The sequence below is a fragment of the Actinomadura sp. K4S16 genome (assembly GCF_008327685.1).
Lineage (GTDB): Bacteria > Actinomycetota > Actinomycetes > Streptosporangiales > Streptosporangiaceae > Spirillospora.
Map to the genome: position 1 here is coordinate 896,608 of NZ_BDDE01000011.1, position 22,342 is coordinate 918,949.

19 protein-coding genes are annotated in these 22,342 nt (G+C 73.8%); 11 read left to right on the forward strand and 8 right to left on the reverse strand.

The window, feature by feature from the left end; all coding sequences use genetic code 11:
* Positions 1 to 160 precede the first annotated feature (160 nt).
* The 5 genes from K4S16_RS11285 (at position 161) to K4S16_RS11305 (ending at position 5,698) form a co-directional block, all read left to right on the forward strand.
* Positions 161 to 1,195 (forward strand): GDP-mannose 4,6-dehydratase, encoded by a 1,035-nt coding sequence (locus tag K4S16_RS11285; protein ID WP_149258900.1) that lies wholly within the window; start codon positions 161 to 163, stop codon positions 1,193 to 1,195.
* A gap of 32 nt (positions 1,196 to 1,227) precedes the next feature.
* On the forward strand, positions 1,228 to 1,491 hold the full coding sequence (locus tag K4S16_RS11290; protein WP_149258772.1) for a ubiquitin carboxyl-terminal hydrolase 14: 264 nt from the start codon (positions 1,228 to 1,230) through the stop codon (positions 1,489 to 1,491).
* Positions 1,491 to 3,056 carry an MFS transporter gene (locus K4S16_RS11295; protein WP_149258773.1) on the forward strand — a complete coding sequence of 522 codons (1,566 nt, stop codon included), beginning with the start codon at positions 1,491 to 1,493 and terminating at the stop codon, positions 3,054 to 3,056. Before K4S16_RS11290 ends, K4S16_RS11295 begins: the two co-directional genes overlap by 1 nt.
* Before the next feature lie 81 nt (positions 3,057 to 3,137).
* The gene (locus K4S16_RS11300; protein ID WP_149258774.1) at positions 3,138 to 4,016 is read left to right on the forward strand and encodes a LysR family transcriptional regulator; all 879 of its coding nucleotides are present in this window, start codon (positions 3,138 to 3,140) and stop codon (positions 4,014 to 4,016) included.
* Between the two features lie 86 nt (positions 4,017 to 4,102).
* Positions 4,103 to 5,698 (forward strand): Na+/H+ antiporter, encoded by a 1,596-nt coding sequence (locus K4S16_RS11305; RefSeq protein WP_235036716.1) that lies wholly within the window; start codon positions 4,103 to 4,105, stop codon positions 5,696 to 5,698.
* A 57-nt stretch (positions 5,699 to 5,755) separates the two neighbouring features.
* Here the strand turns inward: K4S16_RS11305 and K4S16_RS11310 are convergent, their stop codons facing one another.
* Entirely contained in the window at positions 5,756 to 6,670 is a 915-nt protein-coding gene (locus K4S16_RS11310) for an Lrp/AsnC family transcriptional regulator (protein WP_149258776.1), read from the reverse strand.
* A 719-nt stretch (positions 6,671 to 7,389) separates the two neighbouring features.
* Between K4S16_RS11310 and K4S16_RS11315 the strand changes: the two genes are divergently transcribed.
* The 5 genes from K4S16_RS11315 to K4S16_RS11335 all read left to right on the forward strand — a co-directional run bounded on the left by K4S16_RS11315 (position 7,390) and on the right by K4S16_RS11335 (position 12,873).
* The gene (locus K4S16_RS11315; protein ID WP_149258777.1) at positions 7,390 to 8,826 is read left to right on the forward strand and encodes a GuaB1 family IMP dehydrogenase-related protein; all 1,437 of its coding nucleotides are present in this window, start codon (positions 7,390 to 7,392) and stop codon (positions 8,824 to 8,826) included.
* A 138-nt stretch (positions 8,827 to 8,964) separates the two neighbouring features.
* Positions 8,965 to 9,621, forward strand: a complete 657-nt coding sequence (locus tag K4S16_RS11320) for a hypothetical protein (RefSeq protein WP_149258778.1) — start codon at positions 8,965 to 8,967, stop codon at positions 9,619 to 9,621.
* 40 nt (positions 9,622 to 9,661) lie between these two features.
* A complete protein-coding gene (locus tag K4S16_RS11325; RefSeq protein WP_149258779.1) occupies positions 9,662 to 11,128 on the forward strand; it encodes an LCP family protein in 1,467 nt (488 codons plus the stop codon).
* A 123-nt stretch (positions 11,129 to 11,251) separates the two neighbouring features.
* Positions 11,252 to 12,310 (forward strand): enolase C-terminal domain-like protein, encoded by a 1,059-nt coding sequence (locus tag K4S16_RS11330; protein WP_149258780.1) that lies wholly within the window; start codon positions 11,252 to 11,254, stop codon positions 12,308 to 12,310.
* Positions 12,307 to 12,873, forward strand: coding sequence for an AAA family ATPase (locus K4S16_RS11335; RefSeq protein ID WP_149258781.1), 567 nt, complete (start codon positions 12,307 to 12,309; stop codon positions 12,871 to 12,873). Before K4S16_RS11330 ends, K4S16_RS11335 begins: the two co-directional genes overlap by 4 nt.
* Positions 12,874 to 12,954: 81 nt before the next feature.
* Here K4S16_RS11335 and K4S16_RS11340 read toward each other — a convergent pair whose 3' ends face one another.
* The 6 genes from K4S16_RS11340 to K4S16_RS11365 all read right to left on the reverse strand — a co-directional run bounded on the left by K4S16_RS11340 (position 12,955) and on the right by K4S16_RS11365 (position 21,092).
* Positions 12,955 to 13,191: a hypothetical protein gene (locus K4S16_RS11340; RefSeq protein ID WP_149258782.1), complete on the reverse strand. Its 237-nt coding sequence runs from the start codon at positions 13,189 to 13,191 to the stop codon at positions 12,955 to 12,957.
* Positions 13,192 to 13,382: 191 nt separating this feature from the next.
* Positions 13,383 to 14,576, reverse strand: a complete 1,194-nt coding sequence (locus tag K4S16_RS11345; RefSeq protein WP_149258783.1) for an RDD family protein — start codon at positions 14,574 to 14,576, stop codon at positions 13,383 to 13,385.
* A gap of 91 nt (positions 14,577 to 14,667) precedes the next feature.
* A complete protein-coding gene (locus K4S16_RS11350) occupies positions 14,668 to 15,822 on the reverse strand; it encodes an acyl-CoA dehydrogenase family protein (protein ID WP_149258784.1) in 1,155 nt (384 codons plus the stop codon).
* Positions 15,819 to 17,780, reverse strand: coding sequence for a biotin carboxylase N-terminal domain-containing protein (locus K4S16_RS11355; RefSeq protein ID WP_149258785.1), 1,962 nt, complete (start codon positions 17,778 to 17,780; stop codon positions 15,819 to 15,821). Before K4S16_RS11355 ends, K4S16_RS11350 begins: the two co-directional genes overlap by 4 nt.
* A 10-nt stretch (positions 17,781 to 17,790) precedes the next feature.
* On the reverse strand, positions 17,791 to 19,323 hold the full coding sequence (locus K4S16_RS11360) for an acyl-CoA carboxylase subunit beta (protein ID WP_235036729.1): 1,533 nt from the start codon (positions 19,321 to 19,323) through the stop codon (positions 17,791 to 17,793).
* Positions 19,324 to 19,379: 56 nt separating this feature from the next.
* On the reverse strand, positions 19,380 to 21,092 hold the full coding sequence (locus K4S16_RS11365) for an acyclic terpene utilization AtuA family protein (protein ID WP_149258786.1): 1,713 nt from the start codon (positions 21,090 to 21,092) through the stop codon (positions 19,380 to 19,382).
* 102 nt (positions 21,093 to 21,194) lie between these two features.
* Here K4S16_RS11365 and K4S16_RS11370 point away from each other — a divergent pair, with 102 nt between their 5' ends.
* On the forward strand, positions 21,195 to 21,803 hold the full coding sequence (locus K4S16_RS11370) for a TetR/AcrR family transcriptional regulator (RefSeq protein WP_149258787.1): 609 nt from the start codon (positions 21,195 to 21,197) through the stop codon (positions 21,801 to 21,803).
* Between the two features lie 18 nt (positions 21,804 to 21,821).
* On the opposite strand, the gene K4S16_RS11375 is transcribed toward K4S16_RS11370, so the two are convergent.
* Entirely contained in the window at positions 21,822 to 22,244 is a 423-nt protein-coding gene (locus tag K4S16_RS11375; RefSeq protein ID WP_149258788.1) for a cyclopropane-fatty-acyl-phospholipid synthase family protein, read from the reverse strand.
* Positions 22,245 to 22,342: the final 98 nt, after the last annotated feature.

Genomic DNA, 22,342 nt, shown 5'->3' on the forward strand with positions numbered 1-22,342 from the left:
CACCGGCGGCCCGGCGGGCGAACCAGAAGGGAATTCGGTTCAAACCGTGCCCTCCCTCGTCATGGACACGGCCTGGTCGGTAACCTCATAAATCACGCTCGTTGCGGGTTTGCACCCGTGGTGGGCCCGCGTCGGACCTATTTCAGCCATGGAGGATCCGCTGTCCAGGCGAGCACTCATCACCGGCATCACCGGACAGGACGGCTCGTATCTGGCCGAGCATCTGCTTGAGCTGGGATACGAGGTCTGGGGCCTGGTGCGGGGGCAGGCGAACCCCCATGTGTCGCGGCTGCGCAAGCACATCGGCGACGTGCAGATCACCACCGGGGACCTGCTGGATCAGGGCAGCCTGATCTCGGCGGTGGAGCGGGTGCAGCCCGACGAGGTCTACAACCTCGGCGCGATCTCCTACGTGCCGATGTCGTGGCAGCAGGCCGAACTGACCGCCGAGGTCACCGGGATGGGCGTGCTCCGCATGCTGGAGGCGATCCGGGTGGTGTCGGGGATCAGCACCTCCCGCACGCCGGGCGGCGAGCAGATCCGCTTCTACCAGGCGTCGTCCTCGGAGATGTTCGGCATGGTCCGGGAGACGCCGCAGAACGAGAAGACCCCGTTCCACCCGCGCAGCCCGTACGGGGTGGCGAAGAGCTACGGGCACTACATCACGCAGAACTACCGCGAGTCCTACGGGATGTTCGCGGTGAGCGGGATCCTGTTCAACCACGAGTCGCCGCGCCGGGGCGCCGAGTTCGTGACGCGGAAGGTGTCGCTGGGCGCCGCCCGCATCAAGCTGGGGCTGGCCACCGAGCTGCGCCTCGGCAACCTCGACGCCCGGCGCGACTGGGGCTACGCGGGCGACTACGCCCGGGCGATGCGCATGATGCTGGCCCAGGACTCCCCCGAGGACTACGTCATCGGTACGGGCCAGACCCAGTCGGTGCGGGAGCTGGTGGAGTTCGCGTTCCGCACCGCGGGCCTGAACTGGGAGGACCACGTCGTCCTGGACGCCAGGTACACGCGCCCGGCCGAGGTCGACCTGCTGTGCGCCGACCCGAAGAAGGCCCGCGAGCAGCTCGGCTGGGAGCCCGAGGTGACCTTCGAGGGGCTGGTGACCATGATGGTCGAGTCGGACCTGAGGCTGCTGTCGCGGTCGGCGCGTCCCGAGGACGAGCCGTTCAGCCCCGACCATTGGTGATGCGGTGACCGCGGGCGTGGCACGATTCAGGTATGGCCACATGTGAGCACGTGCAGTCCCTCGCGGCGGAGGACCCGTCCCCGAACACCCCGCAGGGATGCGAGGACTGCCTCCGGGAGGGCACACGCTGGGTCCACCTCCGGCTCTGCCTGAGCTGCGGGCACGTCGGATGCTGCGACTCCTCCCCCAGGCGGCACGCCACCGCGCACTTCGAGAAGGAGGGGCACCCGATCGTCCGGTCGTTCGAGCCGGGCGAGGACTGGCGGTGGTGCTTCGTCGACGAACTGATCGTCTGATGCCCGACGTCCGGCTGGGCACCGGCCCCGGACGCTGGATCCTGCTGGCGACGGTGCTCGGGTCGAGCGTGGCGATGCTCGACGCCACCGTCGTGAACGTGGCGCTGCCGAGGCTGGCCCGCGACCTGAACGCCGACATGGCGGGCCTGCAGTGGACGGTGAACGCCTACACGCTCACGCTCGCGGGGTTCATCCTGCTCGGCGGCTCCCTCGGGGACCGGTTCGGGCGCCGCCGGGTCTTCCTCGTCGGCGTGGTGTGGTTCGCGGTCGCCTCGGTGCTGTGCGGCGCGGCGCCGGACATCGGGACGCTGATCGTGGCGCGGGCGCTGCAGGGCGTGGGCGGGGCGCTGCTCACCCCCGGTTCGCTGGCGATCATCCAGGCGTCGTTCACGGCCGACGACCGCCCGCGCGCGGTCGGCGCCTGGTCGGGCCTCGCCGGCGTCGCGGGCGCGGTCGGCCCGTTCGTGGGCGGCTGGCTGGTCGAGGCGGCGGGATGGCGGTGGGTGTTCCTGCTGAACGTGCCGCTCGCCGCGGTCGTGGTGCTGGTCGCGGTCCGGCACGTCCCGGAGAGCGTCGACCCGGAGGCCCGCGGGCGCTTCGACGTGCTCGGCGCGGCCCTGGCGGCGCTGGCCCTGGCGGGGACGACGTACGCGCTGACCGAGGCGCCGGGCGGGGGCGCGCCCCCGCCGGTCATCGCCACCGCCGCGATCGCGGGGCTGGCCGCGGCCGTCGCGTTCGTGCTGGTCGAACGGCTGCGCGGCGGGCGGCGGCTGCCGGCCGGGCGGACGCGCCGGGAGGCGCCCCAGCCGATGCTGCCGCTGGACGTGTTCGCCTCGCGGCAGTTCTCGGCCGTCAACGTCGTCACGTTCATCATGTACGGCGGGATGGGCGTGCTGTTCTTCCTGTTCGTGCTGAACCTCCAGGTCGTCGGCGGGTTCTCGCCCATCGCGGCCGGGACGGCGCTGCTGCCGGTCACAGTGCTGATGCTGCTGCTGTCCGCACGCGCGGGCGCCCTCGCGCAGAAGATCGGCCCGCGGCTGCCGATGACCGCGGGGCTGCTGGTGGCGGCCCTCGGGATGCTCCTGGTGGGCCGGATCGGCGCGGGCGCCTCCTACGTCCGGGACGTCCTGCCGGCCGTGGTGGTGTTCGGGCTGGGCCTGGCGGCGGTGGTCGCGCCGCTCACCGCCACCGTCCTCGCCACCGCCGACGTCCGCCACGCGGGCGTGGCCAGCGGCGTCAACAACGCCGTGGCGCGGGCCGCCGGGCTGCTCGCGGTGGCGGCGATCCCGCCGCTGACGGGGCTGACGGGCGACGCCTACACCAACCCGGTCACCTTCTCGCACGGGTTCCGGCTGGCAATGATCACGTGCGCCGCGCTCCTGGCGGCCGGAGCGGTGCTGTCCTTCCTCACGGTCGGCGGCGACGCCCTGCGGACGCCGTCCGGCGAACCGGTCGAGCCGGAATGCCCGCGCCAGTGCGGGGTCGGCGCGCCGCAGTTGCAGCCCGAGCCGGAGACCGTCCCGGCCGAGCGCGCCGGCGGGGCGGCCCCCGAGACCAGGACCTGACCGCCGCACCGGTCCGCTGATTCCCGGTCCGGATCCGGCTATGTCCAGGACCGGAGCGGTTCGTTGGCATACGGTCGGTGCATGAATCTGCGGCAGCTGCGCTATGTCGTGGCGACCGCCGACCACGGCACGATGACGTCGGCGGCCCAAGCCCTCTACGTGGCCCAGCCCGCGCTGTCGCGGGCCGTCCGCGAGCTGGAGCGCGAGCTCGGCCTGGAGCTGTTCGCGCGGTCCGGCCGGGGCGTCGTCCTCACCCCCGCCGGCGAGCAGGTCGTCCGGCAGGCCAGGGTCGCGCTGGGCGCCGTCGACGCGATCGAGGGGCTGGCCGTCAACCGGGCCGACGGGCGCGGCGCGGAGCTGCGGATCGCGGTCACCGCGTCGCTGGAGCCGGAGCTGACCGGGGGCCTCATCCCGCGCTTCGCCCGGAACCAGCCGGCCGTGCGGGTCCGGGTGGTCCGCTGCGCGGACCGCGACCAGATCGCGGCGGCGCTGCGGACGGGCCGCGCCGACCTGGCGCTGACCGACCTGCCCGTCCCCGGCGACATGACCGCGCACCCGTTCGAGCAGCGCGAGGTGGTGCTGATCTCCCCGCCCGCGCTGAAGGTCCGCGAGCCGGTGCCGCCGGCCGCGCTGGACGGCATGCGGCTCGTGCTGCCCGCCCGCGGCGGAGCCCGCCGGGCCGAGATCGACACGATGCTGCGGCGGATCGGCGCGCGGCCGGTCGCCGCGGTGGAGTCGGACGAGCGCGGCGCCTGGCTCGGCTGGGTCCGCGCCGGAAGGGGCTCCTTACTCTGGTACCGGAACCAGATCGACGACACCGAAGGGGTGACGGTCCGGTCGTTCATGCCGCCGCTCACCCGCATGATCGGGCTCGTGCACGCGCACCGCCGGCTGCCTCCCGCCGCCCGCGACTTCCTCGCCTTCGCCAAGGAGGCGCCCCGCGACCACCCCGCCCGCTGACCGCTCCACCGACCGCTCCCCCCGCCCCTCCGGCCGGAGCCCGCCGCCCGGCGCCGGACCGGCCCGGACATGCCATGATTCGGCGGGTGGATACGACGCACGCGCTCTGGCTGCTGGCCGTACCGGTCAGCGCCCTGATGGTGGCCGCGGGGGCCCGGCGGATCGGGCTCTCGGCACCGCTGGTCCTGGTGATCGCCGGACTCGGCCTCTCCTTCGTCCCGGGCGTTCCGGAGTTCGAACTCGACCCGGAGTTCGTCCTGTTCGTGTTCCTGCCGCCGCTGCTGTTCTCGGCGGCCTGGAACAGCTCGTTCACGAACATGCGCGAGAACGTCTGGTCCATCGGCCTGCTGTCGGTCGGCCTCGTGCTGTTCACCACGTTCGCCGTTGGGTACGCGGCGTCGCTGCTCGTCCCCGACCTGCCGCTGGCGGCGGCGTTCGTGCTCGGCGCGATCGTGGCGCCGCCGGACGCGGTCGCGGCGGTGAGCATCGCGCAGCGCCTCGGCCTGCCCCGGCGGACGGTGACCGTCCTGGTGGGCGAGAGCCTGTTCAACGACGCGACGGCGCTGACCGCGTTCCGGGTGGCGCTGATCGCGGCGACGGGCGCCGGGTTCACGCTCGCGGAGGGCGTCGGGCGCTTCCTGTTCGCCGCCGTCGTGGGCGCGGCGGTCGGGCTGCTGCTCGGGCCGCCGCTGCACTGGCTGCGGACCCGGCTGAACGACCCGCTGGTGGAGAACGGCGTCGCGCTGGTGGCGCCGTTCGCCGGCTACCTCCTCGCCGAGAGCGTGCACGCCTCCGGGGTGATCGCCGTGGTGGTCAGCGGGCTGTACCTCGGCAACCGGGAGACCCAGTCCGCGGCGGTGACCAGGCTGATCGGGCACTCGTTCTGGAAGGTCATGGTCTTCGTCCTGGAGTCGGTGGTCTTCCTGCTGATCGGCCTCCAGCTTCCGCCGGTCGTCAACGCGCTGTCCGGGCGGAGCTGGCAGCAGCTGGCCTGGTGGGCGATCGCGGTGTTCGCCGTCACGGTCGCGGCCCGGTTCGCGTGGGTGTTCCCCGCCTCGCAGATCCCGCGGCTGCTGTCGCGGCGGGAGCGGGAGCTGCCGAACCTGGGCTGGCGCGGCCTGGTCGTGATCTCGTGGGCGGGGATGCGGGGGGTGGTCTCGCTCGCCGCCGCGTTCGCCGTCCCGTTCCTGATCTCGGGCGGCAGGCCGTTCCCCGGACGCGACCTGATCCTCTTCCTGACGTTCACGACCGTCCTCGGGACGCTGCTGGTGCAGGGGCTGACGTTCCCGGCGCTGATCCGCGCGCTCCGGATCGGCGGGGGCCGGGAGCGCTACGCCGACACCGTCGCCCTCGCGGGCGCCCAGCACGCGGCCGCGCAGGCCGCCCTGGAGCGCCTGGAGGAGCTGAACGCCGAGGAGCGGCTCGACCCGTCGGTGGTGGAGCGGCTCCGCCGGCTCGCCGAGCACCGGCAGCTGCGCGCCTGGGAGCGGCTCGGGGGCGGGACGGGCCCGGAGGGCGAGGAGGTGCCGACGGCCACGTACCGGCGGCTGCGGCGGGAGATGCTGATGGCCGAGCGCCGGGTCTTCGTCCGGATGCGGGACGAGCGCCGCATCGACGACGAGGTGCTGGCCAGCGTCATGTGGGAGCTGGACCTGGAGGAGGTCGCGCTCAGCCGCGACTAGCGGGAGCGGGACGCTGCCCCGGCCACGGTCGCGCCGTGGCCGAGGCGCCGGTTCCGGTCAGACCGCCCCGTTGAGGGGCTGCTCGGGCAGCTGGACGGCGTAGGACTCCTTCACCACGTCGAGGTGGTGCCAGGACTCCCGCACCGTCACCCCGGACACCGACCGGATGGCGTCGAACACCGCCACCAGCTCAGCCCGGGAGGCCGCTTCGACCTGCCCGACGATGTCGTAGCGGCCGAAGCCGGTCGCCAGGTAGCGGACGCCGTCCTGGGCGGCGACCGCCTCGGCGACCTTGCGCAGCCCGCCCGTCACCACCAGCCCGAACCCGCCGAGCTCGGCGGCGCCGAGCGCCAGCGGGTCGGCCAGCCCGGTCACCTGGATGACGCCCGTGCGCATGAGCCTGACCACCCGGGCCCGGGTGGCGGCCTGCGAGAGGCCGATCACGTGCGCGAGCCGGGTGTAGGGCGCGCGCCCGTCGCGCTGCAGCTCGTGCAGCAGCCGCCAGTCGATGTCGTCGAGTGTGACCTCGCCGAGCTCGCGCACCACCGCGTGCGTGTCGCGCACGGTGGCCACCGACCGGAACACCTCGGCCGCGCGCACGCCGGCGACGGACCTGATGTGGTCCACCTCGGCGGCGAGCGCGGCGTCGTCGCGGGTGCGCACCTGCGCGACCAGGTCGTACGGGCCCGCGGTCAGCGCGGTGAAGCTGACGGCGGTGCGCTCGGCGACGCTCTCGGCCACCTCCCTCGCCGACCCGTCCACGGTGACCGACACGTGTCCGATCGCCTCCGCGCCGACGACGGCGGCGTGCACGATGCCGACGACGCGGACGACCTGGGTTTCGAGAAGGTGCTGCACCCGTGCCCGCACCGCCGTGCGGGAAAGCCCGACGCGATCGGCCAGCGCCTGGAACGTCGCCCGGCCATCCCGCTGGAGCTCGCGGACGAGCACGGCGTCGACCGCATCCAGCACGGCTCTCCTCCTCGACATGTGATGAATCGTTTCGCCAGCAACTGCAAGATCATTCCATTTCAGGACGGTATGACGTCAAATATTGATCTTGCTCGTGTTCGCCCGCCCCGGCGGCCGTCAAAGCGTCGGTGAGCGGTTCCGGGCGGCGACGTTTCGGATGCCGCACAAACCGGTTCAAAAGCGCAACGCTGCCGGGCCCGCACCGCGCACGGCGCGGCGGAGACGAGGGCGGCGGGCGCGCCGGACGGCCGTCCCCGCTCCGGTGCTCGCCGCCCGGCCGGGGCGGCCCGCGGCGCGGGCGGGCATGGCCGACCGGGTCCACGTGCGTGACCTGCATGCGCTTCTCCCGGTGTTCTGCTGACCCACCCCCAACGGCGGATCGGCCGTCCGCGCGAGGCACATGTAAGAAAAGTGCATCGGGGGCGCAGTTACGTCAAGAGGTAACTTTACAGAGAGCCAAGCCTCACGTTGCACCGTTTTCGAGCAGGCGCACGGACCCACTTTCCGTTATGCCTGGAAGAGGGCGGGAGAGGGGCCGGAGACGACACTCGACGCCCCCGGGGGACACAGTGTCATCACCCCTGGTCACGGCTTTGCCCGCGACATCCCGGGCGCTCCGCGGCGCCCGCCCGGACGTTCCTGGCGGGAGCATCGCCGGGTATGACTGACAATGTACGGTGGCCCAGCCACTGCGAACGCGATTGGTGTGTAGTACAGCCGTGCACCTGCTGAACGGTGAGCGTTCCGCTCACGACCTCACCTACAACGACGTCTTCATGGTCCCCCGCCGGTCCTCGGTCGGGTCGCGCCTGGACGTCGACCTGTCCACCTCGGACGGCAGCGGGACGACCGTCCCGCTCGTGGTGGCCAACATGACGGCCGTGTCCGGCCGCAGGATGGCCGAGACCGTCGCCCGGCGCGGCGGCATGGCGGTGCTCCCGCAGGACATCCCCGTCGAGGTGGTCGCCGAGGTCATCTCCTGGGTGAAGAAGCGGGACCTGGTCGTCGACACCGCGATCCGGCTGGATCCCTCCAGCACGGCCGGCGACGCGCTGGCGCTGCTGCCGAAGCGGGCCCACAACGCCGTGATCGTCGTCGAGGACGACCGTCCGGTGGGCGTCGTCACCGAGGCCGACTGCATGGGCGTGGACCGGTTCGCCCAGCTCCGCGACATCATGTCCCGCGACCTGGTCACGCTGCCCGCCGGCGTCGACCCGCGGGAGGCGTTCAACCGGCTCCACGAGCGCGGCCACCGCCTCGCCCCCGTGGTGGACGCCGACGGCCGCCTCGCCGGCGTCCTCACCCGCACCGGCGCGCTGCGCGCCACGCTCTACCGGCCGGCCGTGGACGCCGGGGGCCGGCTGCGCGTCGCGGCGGCGGTGGGCGTGAACGGCGACGTCGCCGGCAAGGCCGCGGCGCTGCTGGAGGCCGGCGCCGACCTGATCGTCGTCGACACCGCGCACGGCCACCAGGACAAGATGATCAGCGCGCTCGGCGCGGTCCGGGCGCTGGAGCCCGCCGTCCCGGTCGCCGCGGGGAACGTGGTGACCGCCGAGGGCACCCGCGAGCTGATCGAGGCGGGCGCCGACATCGTCAAGGTCGGGGTGGGCCCCGGCGCGATGTGCACGACCCGGATGATGACCGGCGTCGGCCGCCCGCAGTTCTCCGCCGTCCTGGAGTGCGCCGCGGAGGCGCGCCGGCTCGGCCGCCACGTGTGGGCGGACGGCGGCGTCCGGCACCCGCGCGACGTCGCGCTGGCGCTCGCGGCGGGCGCGGCGAACGTGATGGTCGGATCGTGGTTCGCCGGCACCTACGAGTCGCCGGGCGACCTGCAGCGGGCCGCGGACGGGCGGCTCTACAAGGAGAGCTTCGGGATGGCGTCCGCCCGTGCGGTGCGGCTGCGCACCGCCGAGGACTCCCCCTTCGACCGGGCCCGCAAGGCGCTGTTCGAGGAGGGCATCTCCACCTCCCGGATGTTCCTGGACCCGCAGCGGCCCGGCGTGGAGGACCTGATCGACTCGATCGTGGCGGGACTGCGCAGCTCGTGCACCTACGCGGGCGCCCGGACCCTGGAGGAGTTCCACGAGCGCGCCACGATCGGGATCCAGAGCCCGTCCGGCTACGCCGAGGGCAAGCCGCTGTCCAGCAGCTGGTAAAGGGCGCCTCCTCCGGGCCGCAGGGCGGTCCCGCATTTCGCGACACGCCGCCGCCTTCGCACCCCGATCAGCCCTCCGACCTGCACGCTCTTACGTCAGGAACGGAGTGGGGGTCTCCGTCCCTGGAGGGGGCGCAGCATGTTCGACGGCGGGCCGATCGGGGCCGGGGCACGGCCGCTGCCGGAGGACCCGCCGCGCCCCGCGGCGCGCGAGCGCCGGGCGCGGGAGGAGGCGCTTCGGGAACTGGCCGAGGCGCTGCTGATCGCCGCGGTGTCCCCGGCGCTGCCGGGCATCGCGCACCTGCGGGCCGGGCGCGTCCGGTCCGGGGCGGCGCTGCTGACGTTCCAGGCGGTGGCGCTGACGGCGGCGGCCGCCGCCGCCGGGCACGGCCGGCCGCTGCTCTCGCAGGCGGCGGCGCGGCCCGGGTGGCTGGTGGCGCTGACGGCCGGCTGCGTGGCCGTCGCGGCGCTGTGGGCGGGGCTGATCGTCCACTCCTACGCCGTCCTGCTCCCGGACGGGCTGACGCCGCTGTGGCGGCTCGCGGGCGGCACCACGGTGTCGGTCCTGTGCCTGCTGGTGATCGTCCCGCCGCTGACGGCCGCCCACGCGGTGGCGCCCTGCCCGCTCGGTGACCGCCGCCCGCCCGGAGATCATCGGCCGCACCTTGATCATCCGTCCGGCCCCCGGACGGCGGCGGATTTCACTATCCTGTCCATCTGCAACAAAGGCCACATCCGCTCGCATGCGATCGACTCTTACGCAACCTTTGCCCGGTTCGACGCGTCAATAATGTGAGCCGAGGCTTAATTCACCGTGGGTGGGAATCGGAGCGTACATGGGTCGGTCGCCGAGTGGGCGTGCCCCGGACAGGGACGATGAGGGTACCTCCGGCGGAGCCGGGGGTCTCCCCCGCGCGCTGGCGCTGACGCTCGCGTCCGCCCTGGTCTGGGGTGTCGCGCACTTCGTCACGGGACGCCGGATCGCCGGCGGGCTGCTGCTCGCCCTGTACGCCGCGATGCTCGCCGCGCTGGCGGGCGCCGCCACCGTGTACCGCTCCGACCTGGTCCACTACGCCGTCCAGCCCGCGGTGCTGCAGCGGGCCTCCGCCGCGATCGTCGCGCTCGGCCTGCTGTGGATCCTCGTCGTCGTCCGCTCCTACCTGCTGCTGCGCCCGGCGCGGCTCGCCGCGGGCGCCCGCACGCTCGGCGCGGCGGCCGTCGCGGTGATGTGCTTCGCCGTCGCGGTGCCGGTGGCGTGGTCGGCGCACAGCACCTACGTGTACCGGGACGCGCTGACCAGCATCTTCCGCACCGGCAGCGAGAACGGCAAGCCCGTCGACACCGAGGACCCCTTCAACGGGCAGTCCCGCGTCAACATCCTGCTGCTCGGCGGCGACTCCGCCGCCGACCGCACCGGCGTGCGCACCGACAGCGTGACCCTCGCCAGCGTCGACACCAAGACGGGCGACACGGTGCTGCTGAGCCTGCCGCGCAACCTGGAGAAGTTCCCGATGCCGCCCGGCCCGGCCCGCGACCGGTTCCCCTACGGCTTCACCGGCGACGGCCCGCAGAACCCGGGCCTGCTGAACGAGGTCTACGAGTACGCCGAGAACCACCCCGACGTGGTGCCCGGCGTCGCCAAGAACCGCCGCGGCCCCGAGCTGCTGAAGGCCACCGTGGCCGGCATCCTCGGCCTGCGCGTCGACTACTACATCCTCGTCGACATGTTCGGCTTCGCCGACATCGTCGACGCCATGGGCGGCGTCAAGCTCAAGATCACCGAGCCGATCCCGTACGGGCTGCAGGGCGGCGTCCTGCAGCCCGGATACCGGACGCTGAAGGGCAAGGAGGCCCTCTGGTACGGGCGGTCCCGCACCAACAGCAGCGACTACGTCCGGATGAGCCGGCAGAAGTGCCTGATGCGGGCGATCGCCGAGCAGGCCGACCCGCAGACGGTGCTCACCAGCTTCGACAAGCTCGCCGCGGCGGCCAAGCGGACGCTGTCGACCGACATCCCGCAGGAGCTGCTGCCCGCGCTGATGAAGCTGTCGAACCGGGTCAAGAACGGCGCGCAGATCAGGAGCCTGCAGTTCGTCCCGCCGCTGATCTTCTCCGGCAACCCGGACTTCCACAAGATCCGCGAGCTGGCGGCCGACGCCGTCAACAGCGACCCCCGGCAGGTCGGCGCCAAGCCGAGCGGCTCGCCGTCCGCCTCGCCCAGCGCGTCGCCGGACGAGCCGGACGGCGGCGAGTCGCCCAAGCCGAGCTCCAAGCCGGTGTCGCTGGAGAGCAGCTGCCCCTGACCGGTCGGCCCGGCCCGCTGCCCGCGCCGCCGCGGCGGCGGTCCTGACCCGCGTGGTTTGTCCTTCCTGGTCCGGGGAGGGGGGATCATTGAGGAAGAACCCCTACTTCGAAGGACTGGTGCGGTGCCTCGGATCCACGGCTGCGACGCCTTCCGCGTGCGGATGCCGCGCGGGCGGCGGCCGGAGAGCGTCCTCGTCCGCCTCTCCGGCGGCGGCGCCGTCGGCTGGGGCGAGATGGCCGTCCCGGCCGGGGACGCGGACTCCGGCGCGGCGTGGGCGGACATCGAGACGCGGATGGGGCCGGCCCTCATCGGGCTCGACTGGGACCGTCCCGAGGACGTGTCCGCCGCCGCCGACCTCGGCGCGCGCGAGGCCGCGGCGGCCGTCGACACGGCCTGCTGGGACCTGTGGTGCCGGATGCGGGGGCTGCCGCTCGCGCACGCGCTCGGCGGCACCCGCACCTCCATCGTGACGGGCGCGCGGATCTCCCCCGAGCCGGCGCTCGACACGGTCACCGCGCGCGTCAACAAGGCCGTTGGAGCGGGCCACACCCGGGTCACGCTGGACATCAGGCCAGGGTGGGACATCGAGCCCGTCCGCGCGGTCCGGCAGGCGTACCCGGCGCTGGCGCTCGTCGCGGACGCCGGCCACGCCTACACCGAGTCGCCCGAGCACCTGGCCGTCCTGGAGGCGCTGGACGCCTACGGCCTGGCGGCGATCGAGCGCCCGTTCCCGGCGGGCGACCTGGCCGCGCACGCCCGGCTCCAGTTGCGGGTCGGCAGCGCCGTGGCGCCGGACGTGGGAGACCTGGAGACCCTCGACGCGGCCCTGGCGCTGGAGGCGGGCCGGGCCCTGCACCTGCGGCTCGACCGGCTCGGCGGGCTCACCGCGGCCCGCAGCGCCCACGACCTCGCGTACGCGGCGGGCTGGGACGTGTGGTGCAGCGGCTGCGGCGCGTTCGGCATCGGGCAGGCGGCCGCGGTCGCGCTCGCGGCGCTGCCGGGGTGCACGCTGCCCAGCGACGTGTCCGACCCGGCCGGAGGGCCGGTGTTCGTGACGCCGCCGGTGCGTTCGTCCGGCGGCGTCGTCGGGGTCCCGCTCACGCAGCCGGGGCTCGGCCACGAGGTCGACGAGGCGCGCATCGAGCGGCTGGCGACCCGCCGCATGCGCCTGTCGACGTGACGTCCGCCCCGGTCTGGGTGGTGGCGGGGCCGCCCGGCTCCGGGAAGACCACGGTCTCGGACCTGCTGCTGCGCCGGCTGCGGCCCGTACCGGCGCTGCTGGACAAGGACACGATGTTCGGGCCGTTCGTGGCGGCGACGCTCGCGGCGTTCGGCCGCGATCCCGGCGAGCGCGAGGGCGCCTGGTACGACGCGCACGTCAAGCCGCACGAGTACGCCGGGATGACCGCCACGGCGCGGGAGATCCGGTCGCACGGCTGCCCGGTGCTGCTGAGCGGACCGTTCACCGGTCAGATCCGGGACGCGGCGCGGTGGACGGAGTGGGTCGCGTCCCTGGGCGGACCGCCGGTGCGCCTGGTCTGGATCCGGACGGACGCCGCGACCCTCCGGCGGCGCCTGGAGGAGCGGGGGTCGCCCCGCGACACCGGCAAGCTGGCGGCATTCGACGCGTTCGCCGCCCGGATGCTGCCCGGGACGCCGCCTCCGGTGCCCCATACGGCCGTGGACAACCGGCTCGACGCCCCCGTGCCGCTGGAGGCGCAGTTGGACGCGCTGGCCGGATGACGCTCTGGCGGAGACCCCGCGGTCTCCGCCAGATGGCCGCCGCCCACCGGACGGACCGCCGGCCGGCAAGGCCGTCGCGCGTCAGCCGTTGATGTTGATGTTGATATTGGTGTTGGTGTTCTCGTCGCAGTCGTGGTGGTGGCCGTGGTGGTCGCCATGGTGGTCGCCATGGCCCCCCATCACCTGGGCGTACGAGGTGGCCGACGCGATGGCGTCCGGGCCGGTGGAGGCCGACGCCGTGGCGCTCAGGCCGGCGATCCCGGCCAGGGTCGCCCCGGAGGCGAGAACCACAACCGCGAGAAACCTCTTCATGATCATCCCTTTCGCTCCGGTATCCGGTGCTTGCGTCGCGATCCTTCCCGCCTCCTCTCTTTCCGTAACGTAACGACTACTAACAGTGAGCAAAGGCGCCGGTGGGGGGATTCAGTGGGACTTGGGGCGTCCAGGAAGCGCCGCACGGCAGGGCGCCGGCGCCCCGGACCCGCCGGCCTCCGAGCCTGGGCGTCGCCTCAGTGCTCGGAGGGGTACTGCGGCGGCGGGGGCATGTACTGCTGCGGCGGCGGGTACTGCTGCGGCGGCGGCTCGTACGGGGCGGGCTGGGCGAACCGGCCGGGCTGTGCGTAGGGGTCGGGCTGGGCGTAGGGGTCGGGCTGGGCGTAGGGGTCGTAGGACGGTGCGGGCGGTGGGAGGGCGGGCTGCTCCGGCCGCGGGGGCAGCGCCTGGCGCCGGGCCGCCCGGCGCTCCTGGTAGGCGCTCCTGAGCCGGCCGCCGACGCGTTTGCCCGCCTCGCCCACCTGCTGCGCCCTCTCGCCCTGCATCGCGCCCTGCACGCGGGCGGCGGAGCGCCGGCCCAGGTCCTGCACCTGCCGGGCGCGCTCCGACTGCAGCGCGCGCTGCATCGATTCGGCCTGGGCGAGGCGGGCCGCGTTCTCCCGCACGGCCTGGCCCGCGACCTGGCCCGCCGCCTGGGTGCCGTCCCAGGCGATGACGGCGCCCTGCCGCGCGGCCGCGGCGGCGCGCCGGTAGCCGTCCGCGCGGACCAGGACCGTCCCCGCCAGCAGGTCGGCGAGGCCGCGGCGCCGGGCGCCGAGGAGCGTCGGCGCGCTGTTGGCGAGGAAGACCGCGACGGCCGCCAGCCACAGCACGAGGGAGAGGAAGAAGAGGCCGTGCAGAAGAAGGATCCACGCGGCGCAGTACAGGCCGGTGCCGCCCGCCGTCGTCGCCAGCGAGCGGCGCAGCGCCCTGGCCTTGGCGGACTTGACGGACTCGGCGGACCCGGCGTGCTCCACGCGCAGGTCGAGGACGGCCTTGCCGAGGGTCCGGCCGGCGAAGGCCTGCCCCGCGAACTGGTGGAGGAACTCGATCAGGATGAGCAGCAGCAGCGCCTGCTCGATGGCGCTGACGACCGTGTTCCAGAGCCCCATGCCGAAGTCCTCGGCGGCCTGCTGGACGTCGCCGCCCGTCAGCAGGAGCCCGCCCGCCGACGACAGCGCGTCGCCCCACAGCCCGTCGCCGAGCAGTCCGTTCAGCCGTCCCCACGTCATCATGCCGAGCAGGACCGCGGCGCCGATGAGGAGCCCGGTGTCGATGCCCCAGGCCGCCAGGCGGCGGCCGCGGGGGGCCGCGGCGGAGGGCGGCACCGGTGGCGGGGCGGGCGGCACGGGCTCGGCGGCGGGCGGCGGAACGGGCGGCGGACCGTACACGTGAGTCCCTCGGATGGCGGTCTTCTGTTTGATCAAGCGCGGGGAACGCCAGGAGTCTAGGCCGCCCGCTCCCCGCGCCGCCACCGCAATGTCAGTAGGACTTGGGGAGCCCCAGGGAGTGCTGCGCGACGAAGTTGAGGATCATCTCGCGGCTGACGGGGGCGATGCGCATGAGCCGGACGACCCCCGCCAGCATCCCGACGCCGTACTCGGTCGTGAGGCCGTTTCCGCCGTGGGTCTGGATGGCCTGGTCGACGCAGTGGATCGCGGCTTCGGCGGTGGCGTACTTGGCCATGTTCGCGGCCTCGCCCGCGCCCATGTCGTCGCCCTCGTCGTACAGCCAGGCGGCCTTCTGCCCCATCAGCCGGGCCAGCTCCAGCTCGATCTTGGCGGCGGCGAGCGGGTGCGCGAGGCCTTGGTGCGCGCCGATCGGCGTCCTGAACACCTGCCGCGTCCTGGCGTAGTCCGTCGCCTTGCCGAGGGCGAGCCGCCCGATCCCGGCGCCCATCGCCGCGGCCATGATGCGTTCGGGGTTGAGGCCGGCGAACAGCTGCAGCAGGCCGCCGTCCTCGTCGCCGACGAGTGCGTCGTAGGGCAGCCGGACGTCGTCGAGGTGGCAGATGAACTGCTTCTCCGGCGACACGATCTCCATGTCGATGGGGGTGAAGGTGAAGCCGGGCGTGCCGGTCGGGACGATGAACAGCGACGGCCGCAGGTTGCCCTTCTGGTCCTGCGTGCGGGAGACGAACAGCACCGCGTCCGACTCGTCCACGCCGGAGATGAACGTCTTCTGCCCGTTCAGCACCCACCCGTCGCCGTCGCGGCGCGCCGTGGTGGTGATGCGGTGCGAGTTGGAGCCGGCGTCCGGCTCGGTGATCGCGAACGCCATCTTCACCGAGCCGTCGGCGAAGCGCGGCAGCCAGTGCGCCTTCTGGCCGTCCGTGCCGGACCTGGCGATGATCGTCGCGCAGATCGCCGGGGACACGACCATCAGCAGCAGCGGGCAGCCCGCCGCGGCCAGCTCCTCGCACACGGCGGCGAGGTCGCCGATGCCGCCGCCCCCGCCGCCGTACTCCTCCGGCACGTTGACCCCGAGGTAGCCGAGCCGCCCGGCCTCGGCCCACAGCTCGTCGGTCTTCTGCCCGGCCTTGGCCTTCTCCACGTAATAGGAGGAGCCGTACTTGGCGCCCAGTTCGGCGACGGCCGCGCGCAGCGCCGTCCGCTCCTCGGTCTCGACGAAGCTCATTCGGGGGTCCCTTCGATGACGGCGAGCACGGCGCCGGACTCGACCTGCCGTCCCGCGGCGACGTTCAGTTCGGCGACCGTCCCGGCGGACGGCGCGGCGATGCGGTGCTCCATCTTCATCGCCTCCAGGACGACCAGGGTCTGCCCTTCGGCGACGGTCGCGCCCAGCTCGGTCTCGACGCGGACGACGGTGCCGGGCATGGGGGCCAGCAGGGAGCCCGGGGCGATCTGGCCGCTCGGGTCGGCGAAGCGCGGGACGGCGGCGAGCGTCACCGGGCCGAGGCGGGAGTCGACGTGCACCGCGTCCCCGGCGGTGGTGACGGTGAAGGTCTCGCGGAGGCCGTCGTGGTCGAGGACGACGCGCTCCGGCGCGGCGGCCACCAGCGACGTGCCGGGGCACAGCTCGGAGGCCAGGCCGTTCCTGTCCAGCCGGTAGTCGACGTCCACCGGGCCGCCGGGCCCCTCGAACGTCCTGCGCTGCGGCTGGGACCGCACGTTGCGCCAGCCGGACGGCAGCCCGCCGAGCACGGAGGCGCCCGCACGGTTCCCGGCGGCCTGCGCGAGCGCCGCGGCCAGCGCGCTGACCCGGACCGCCGCCTCGTCCGCGAGCGGCGCGGCCAGGGTGTCGAGGCCGATGCGGTCGAGGTAGCCGGTGTCGGTGTCGCCGTCCAGGAACGCCGGCTCCCCCAGGACCCGGACGAGCAGGTCGCGGTTGGTGGTCAGGCCGTGGATGCGGGCGCCGCGCAGCGCGGCCGCCAGCCTGCGCGCGGCGGCGGCCCGGGACGGCGCCCACGCGATGACCTTGGCGAGCATCGGGTCGTAGTGCACGCCGACCTCGGACCCGCTCTCCACGCCGCTGTCGAGGCGCAGCCCGTGCCCCGCCGGCACGGCGAACTCGGCGTCCACGCCCGGCACCTCGAAGGTGTGCAGCGTGCCGCTGGCGGGCCGCCAGTCCCGCGCGGGGTCCTCGGCGTACAGGCGGACCTCGATGGCGTGGCCGCGCGGTTCCGGCGGCGCCTCCGGCAGGCGGGCGCCCTCGGCGACCTCGATCTGGAGCCGGACGAGGTCCACCCCGTACACGCATTCGGTGACCGGGTGCTCGACCTGGAGCCGGGTGTTGACCTCCAGGAAGTAGAAGCGGCCGTCGCGCGCGAGCATGAACTCGACCGTGCCGGCGCCGACGTACCCGATGGCGCGCGCCGCGTTCGCCGCCGCCTCGCACAGGCGCGCGCGCAGCTCGGGCCCGACCGCCGGGGACGGCGCCTCCTCGATGATCTTCTGGTGGCGGCGCTGGACCGAGCACTCGCGCTCGCCGAGCGTCCAGACGGTCCCGTGCGCGTCGGCGAGGACCTGCACCTCGATGTGGCGGGCGTTCACCAGCAGCGGCTCGCAGAACACGGTCGGGTCGCCGAAGGCCGACTCCGCCTCGCGCCGCGCCCCGGCGACCGCGTCCGGCAGCTCCTCGAGCGCGCGGACGACGCGCATGCCGCGCCCGCCGCCGCCCGCGGACGCCTTCACCAGCAGCGGGAGGTCCGGCTCGGCGACCTGCGCGGGGTCGAGCTCGGGCAGCACGGGGACGTCCGCGGCGGCCATCAGCTTCTTGGCCTCGATCTTGGACCCCATCGCGGCGATCGCCTCGGGCGGCGGGCCGATCCAGACCAGGCCGGCGTCGACGACGGCCCGCGCGAAGTCCGCGTTCTCCGACAGGAAGCCGTAGCCGGGGTGGACGGCGTCGGCCCCGGCGCGCCCCGCCACGTCGAGGAGCCGCTCCGCCGACAGGTACGTCTCCGCCGGGGACGCCCCGGGCAGCCGCCCGGCCGCGTCGGCCTCCCGGACGTGCGGCGCGCCGGCGTCGGGGTCGGAGTGGACGGCGACCGTCCCGATGCCGAGGTCCCGGCAGGCGCGCAGGACGCGGCGGGCGATCTCGCCGCGGTTGGCGACCAGCACTCTGTTGATCATTGTTCGACACTCACATCCGGAAGACGCCGAAGCCCTCGGCTCCGCGCACGGGCGCGTTGTGGACGACGGACAGGCACAGGCCGAGGACGGTCCGGGTGTCGCGCGGGTCGATCACCCCGTCGTCGTAGAGCCGCCCGGACAGGAAGAACGGCAGCGACTCGGCCTCGATCTGCGCCTCGACCATCTCCCGCATCGCGCGGTCCTGGTCCTCGTCGTAGGCCTGCCCGCGTGCCTGCGCCGCCTGCCGCGCCACGATCGACAGGACGCCCGCGAGCTGCTGCGGGCCCATCACCGCCGACTTGGCGCTCGGCCAGGCGAACAGGAACCGGGGGTCGTACGCGCGGCCGCACATGCCGTAGTTCCCCGCCCCGTACGAGGCGCCCATCACGATCGTGATGTGCGGGACCCTGCTGTTGGCCACCGCGTTGATCATCAGGGCGCCGTGCTTGATGATCCCGGCCTGCTCGTACTCCTTGCCGACCATGTAGCCGGTCGTGTTGTGCAGGAACAGCAGCGGGGTGTCGCTCTGGTTGGCGAGCTGGATGAACTGCGCCGCCTTCTGCGCCTCGTCCCCGAACAGGACGCCCTGCGCGTTGGCGAGGACCCCGATCGGGTAGCCGTGGACGCGCGTCCAGCCGGTGACCAGGCTCGTCCCGTACAGCGGCTTGAACTCCTCGAACCGCGACCCGTCGGCGACGCGCGCGATGACCTCGCGCGGATCGAAGGGGACCTTCAGGTCCTCCGGGACGATCCCGGCGAGCTCCTCGGCGTCGTACAGCGGCTCCTCGACCGGGCCGGGCGCGGGGCCGAGCTTGCGGTGGTTGAGGTTACGGACGATCTGGCGCCCGAGGCGAAGCGCGTCCGCCTCGTCCGCCGCCATGTAGTCGGCGAGGCCGGAGGTGCGGGCGTGCATCTCGGCACCGCCGAGCTCCTCGTCGTCGGCCTCCTCGCCGGTCGCCATCTTCACCAGCGGCGGGCCGCCGAGGAACACCTTCGCGCGCTCCTTGACCATGACGACGTGGTCGCACATGCCCGGGATGTAGGCGCCGCCCGCCGTGGAGTTGCCGAACACGAGCGCGATGGTCGGGATGCCCACGGCCGAGAGCCGGGTGAGGTCGCGGAACATGCGGCCGCCCGGGATGAAGATCTCCTTCTGCGTCGGCAGGTCCGCACCGCCCGACTCGACCAGGTTGATGACGGGCAGCCGGTTCTCCAGCGCGATGTCGGACGCCCGGAAGCTCTTCTTCACCGTCCACGGGTTGCTGGACCCGCCCCGCACCGTCGGGTCGTTCGCCACGATCATGCACTCGACGCCCTCGACGACGCCGATGCCCGTGACGACGCTCGCGCCCACCGGGAAGTCGCTGCCCCACGCGGCGAGGGGGCTCAGTTCGAGGAACGGCGAGTCGGGGTCGAGGAGCAGCTCGATGCGCTCGCGCGCCAGCAGCTTGCCCCGCTTGCGGTGGCGGGCGACGTACTTCTCACCGCCGCCCTCCAGCGCCTTGGCGTGCTCGGCGTCGAGGGCCGCCAGCTTCTCCAGCATGGCCGCGCGGCGCGCCCGGTACTCCGGGCTCCGCGCGTCCAGGGTGCTCTTGAAGGTCACAGGACTGCCTCCGGGATGTCGACGAGGCGGGACCGCAGCCACTCCCCCAGGGCCTTGCCCTGCGGGTCGAACCGGGTCGAGGCGGACACGCCCTCCTGCAGCAGCCCTTCGACGACGAAGTTCACCGCGCGGAGGTTGGGCAGCACGTGCCGGTGGACGGCGTGCTCCCGGGTCTCCGGCAGCAGCGCGCGGAACCGTTCGGTGGTCAGGAACGGCTCCAGCCAGCGCCACTGCGCATCGGTACGGGCCCACACGCCGATGTTGGCGTCACCGCCCTTGTCTCCGCTCCGCGCCCCGGCGACACGGCCGAGCGGTGCGCGGACGGTGGCGCCCGGCGGGACGTCCCCGAGGGGCGGCGGCTCGGCGGGGGCCTCCGGTTCGCGCACGACGGGTGCGGCCGGGACGGCGACGCGGTCGCCCTCGTGCGTCACCGCGACGTGTCCGATCGCGTCGTTCGGGACGTACGCGGGGGTGTAGACGCCGTAGGGCGCGCCCTTGCCGGGCGGGGAGGTCATCGTGAAGCCCGGGTAGCCGGCGAGCGCGAGCTCCACGACGGCGCCGCTGAACGCGCGGCCGACCTTCTCCGGATCCGGGTCCAGGACCGCGCAGCGGAGCAGGGCGGTGGCCTCCCTCTGCGTGGCCGGGTCCGGCCCGGGGGCGCCGATGAGCGTCCATTCGACGCGGGCCGGCCGCGCCTCCGCGAAGGCGTCCTCCAGCTGGGACTTCGCGAGCTCGGCCTTGGCGTCGACGTCCAGGCCGGTGAGGACGAAGGTCATCTCGTTGCGGTGGCCGCCCAGGTGGTTCAGGCACACCTTGGTGGACGGCGGCGGCGGGACGCCCTGGACGCCGCTGATGCGCACCCGGTCGGGCCCGTTCTGCGCCAGCGCGATCGAGTCGAACCGCGTCGTCACGTCCGGGCCCGCGTAGGAGGGCCCGCCGATCTCGTACAGGAGCTGCGCGGTGACGGTCTCGACCGTCACCGCGCCGCCCGTCCCGTCGTGCTTGGTGATCACGCTGGAGCCGTCGGGGTGGATTTCGGCGACCGGGAAGCCCGGTGCCTTTACATTGTAGATTTCTTGGAAGAAGGCGTAGTTGCCGCCGGTCGCCTGCGCGCCGCACTCCAGCACGTGCCCGGCGACCGTCGCGCCCGCGAGCGCGTCCCAGTCGTCCCGCGCCCAGCCGAAGCGGGCCGCGGCCGGGCCCACGACCAGGGAAGCGTCGGTGACGCGTCCCGTCACCACCACGTCCGCGCCGCCCTTGAGGCACTCGACGATCCCCCAGGCGCCCAGGTAGGCGTTGGCGGTGAGCGGCTGCCCGTAGCGGGCGTCCGCCAGCCCGAGCTCCTTGGCCCGCGGCAGCAGGTCGTCGCCCTCCACATGGGCGATCCGCACGTCGATGCCCAGCCGGGAGGCCAGCTCGCGCAGCCGGTCCGCGAGCCCCCGCGGGTTGAGCCCGCCGGCGTTCGTGACGATCGTCGTGCCGCGCTCCGCCGCGAGCCCGAGGGACTCCTCCATCTGCCGCAGGAACGTCGAGGCGTACCCGGCGCCCGGGTCCTTCATCTTCCCGCGCCCGAGGATCAGCATCGTCAGCTCGGCGAGGTAGTCGCCGGTGAGGACGTCCAGCGGCCCGCCCTCCAGCATCTCCCGCACCGCGGAGAAGCGGTCGCCGTAGAAGCCCGAGGCGTTACCGACCCGCAACGGTTGGCTCATGGGCTGAACCCTGCCAGCCCGCCACTAAAAAATCAATCGTGCATGATTGTTTCTTCGCCTGATCGTTTGGTTCACTGGAGAGCCCACCGATCCGAGGACTCCATGACCGCCCAGGCCCTCCCCCGCGAACCTCAGCAGGACCGCAGCCGCGCCACCCGGCGGCGCCTCCTGGAGGCCGCCATCGACTGCCTCGCCTCCGTGGGCTGGGCGGGCACGACGGTGGCGGTCGTCGCCGAGCGCGCGGGGGTCTCCCGGGGCGCCGCCCAGCACCACTTCCGCACCCGTGAGGAGCTGGTGACGGCGGCGGTCGAGTACGGCTCGGACGTGCGGATCGCGCAGATGCGCGAGCGCCTGGACGTGCTCGCCGACCGGCGGCCTTCCACGCTCGACGTCGTCGCGCTCCTCGGCGAGATGTACACCTCCCCGCTCTTCCGCGCCGCGCTCCAGCTATGGGTCGCGGCCAGTTCCGACGAGCAGCTGCGCGCCCAGGTCGTTCCCCTGGAGGCGCGGGTCGGACGGGAGGCGCACCGCCTCACCGTCGAAGCCCTCGGCGCGGACGAGTCGGTCCCCGGCGTCCGGGAGACGGTCCAGGCGACCCTCGACCTGGTCCGCGGCCTCGGCCTGGCGGATCTCCTCACCGACGACTCGGCCCGCCGCACTCGCCTGCTCCACCAGTGGGCCGCCACGCTCGACCGGGCGCTCGGCCGCTGACCGCGCCCCGCCCGGCGATCAGGGGGTGATCTCCCGCAGGGGGTCGCCTCCGTCGACGAAGAGCCGGCCGCCGGGAGCCAGCACCGCGGCGATGCGCCGCAGAGCGTGCCGGCCGGCCTCCGGATGGCGGCCGTCGAGCGCGCCCACCCGGACGGCGAAGACGAGGTCGAAGGGCGCCTCGCCCGCGTCGAGCGTGAAGTCCTCGATGGCGGCGCGGCGGACGCTCATCCGTCCCGCCGCGATCTCCTCGGCCGAGGCCGCCTCCGCCTGCGCGACCGCCTTGGCCGACCGGTCGATCGCGACGATGTGCCCGCCGTCGAGCCGGGCGGCGACGGCACGCGCTGCCGCCCCCGGCCCGCACCCGATCTCCAGGACCCGCATCCCGGGCGCGAGCGGCAGAGCGTCCACGACCTCGGCGAGACGCGGCGAAAGCGACGGCATGCACCGACCCTATGCCACCGATCCGGGGGTGGAGACGAAGCCGGCTCCTGCCGCAGCGGAAGCAGAACGTTCGGAAATGAGAAAGGCCCCGCCGTGAT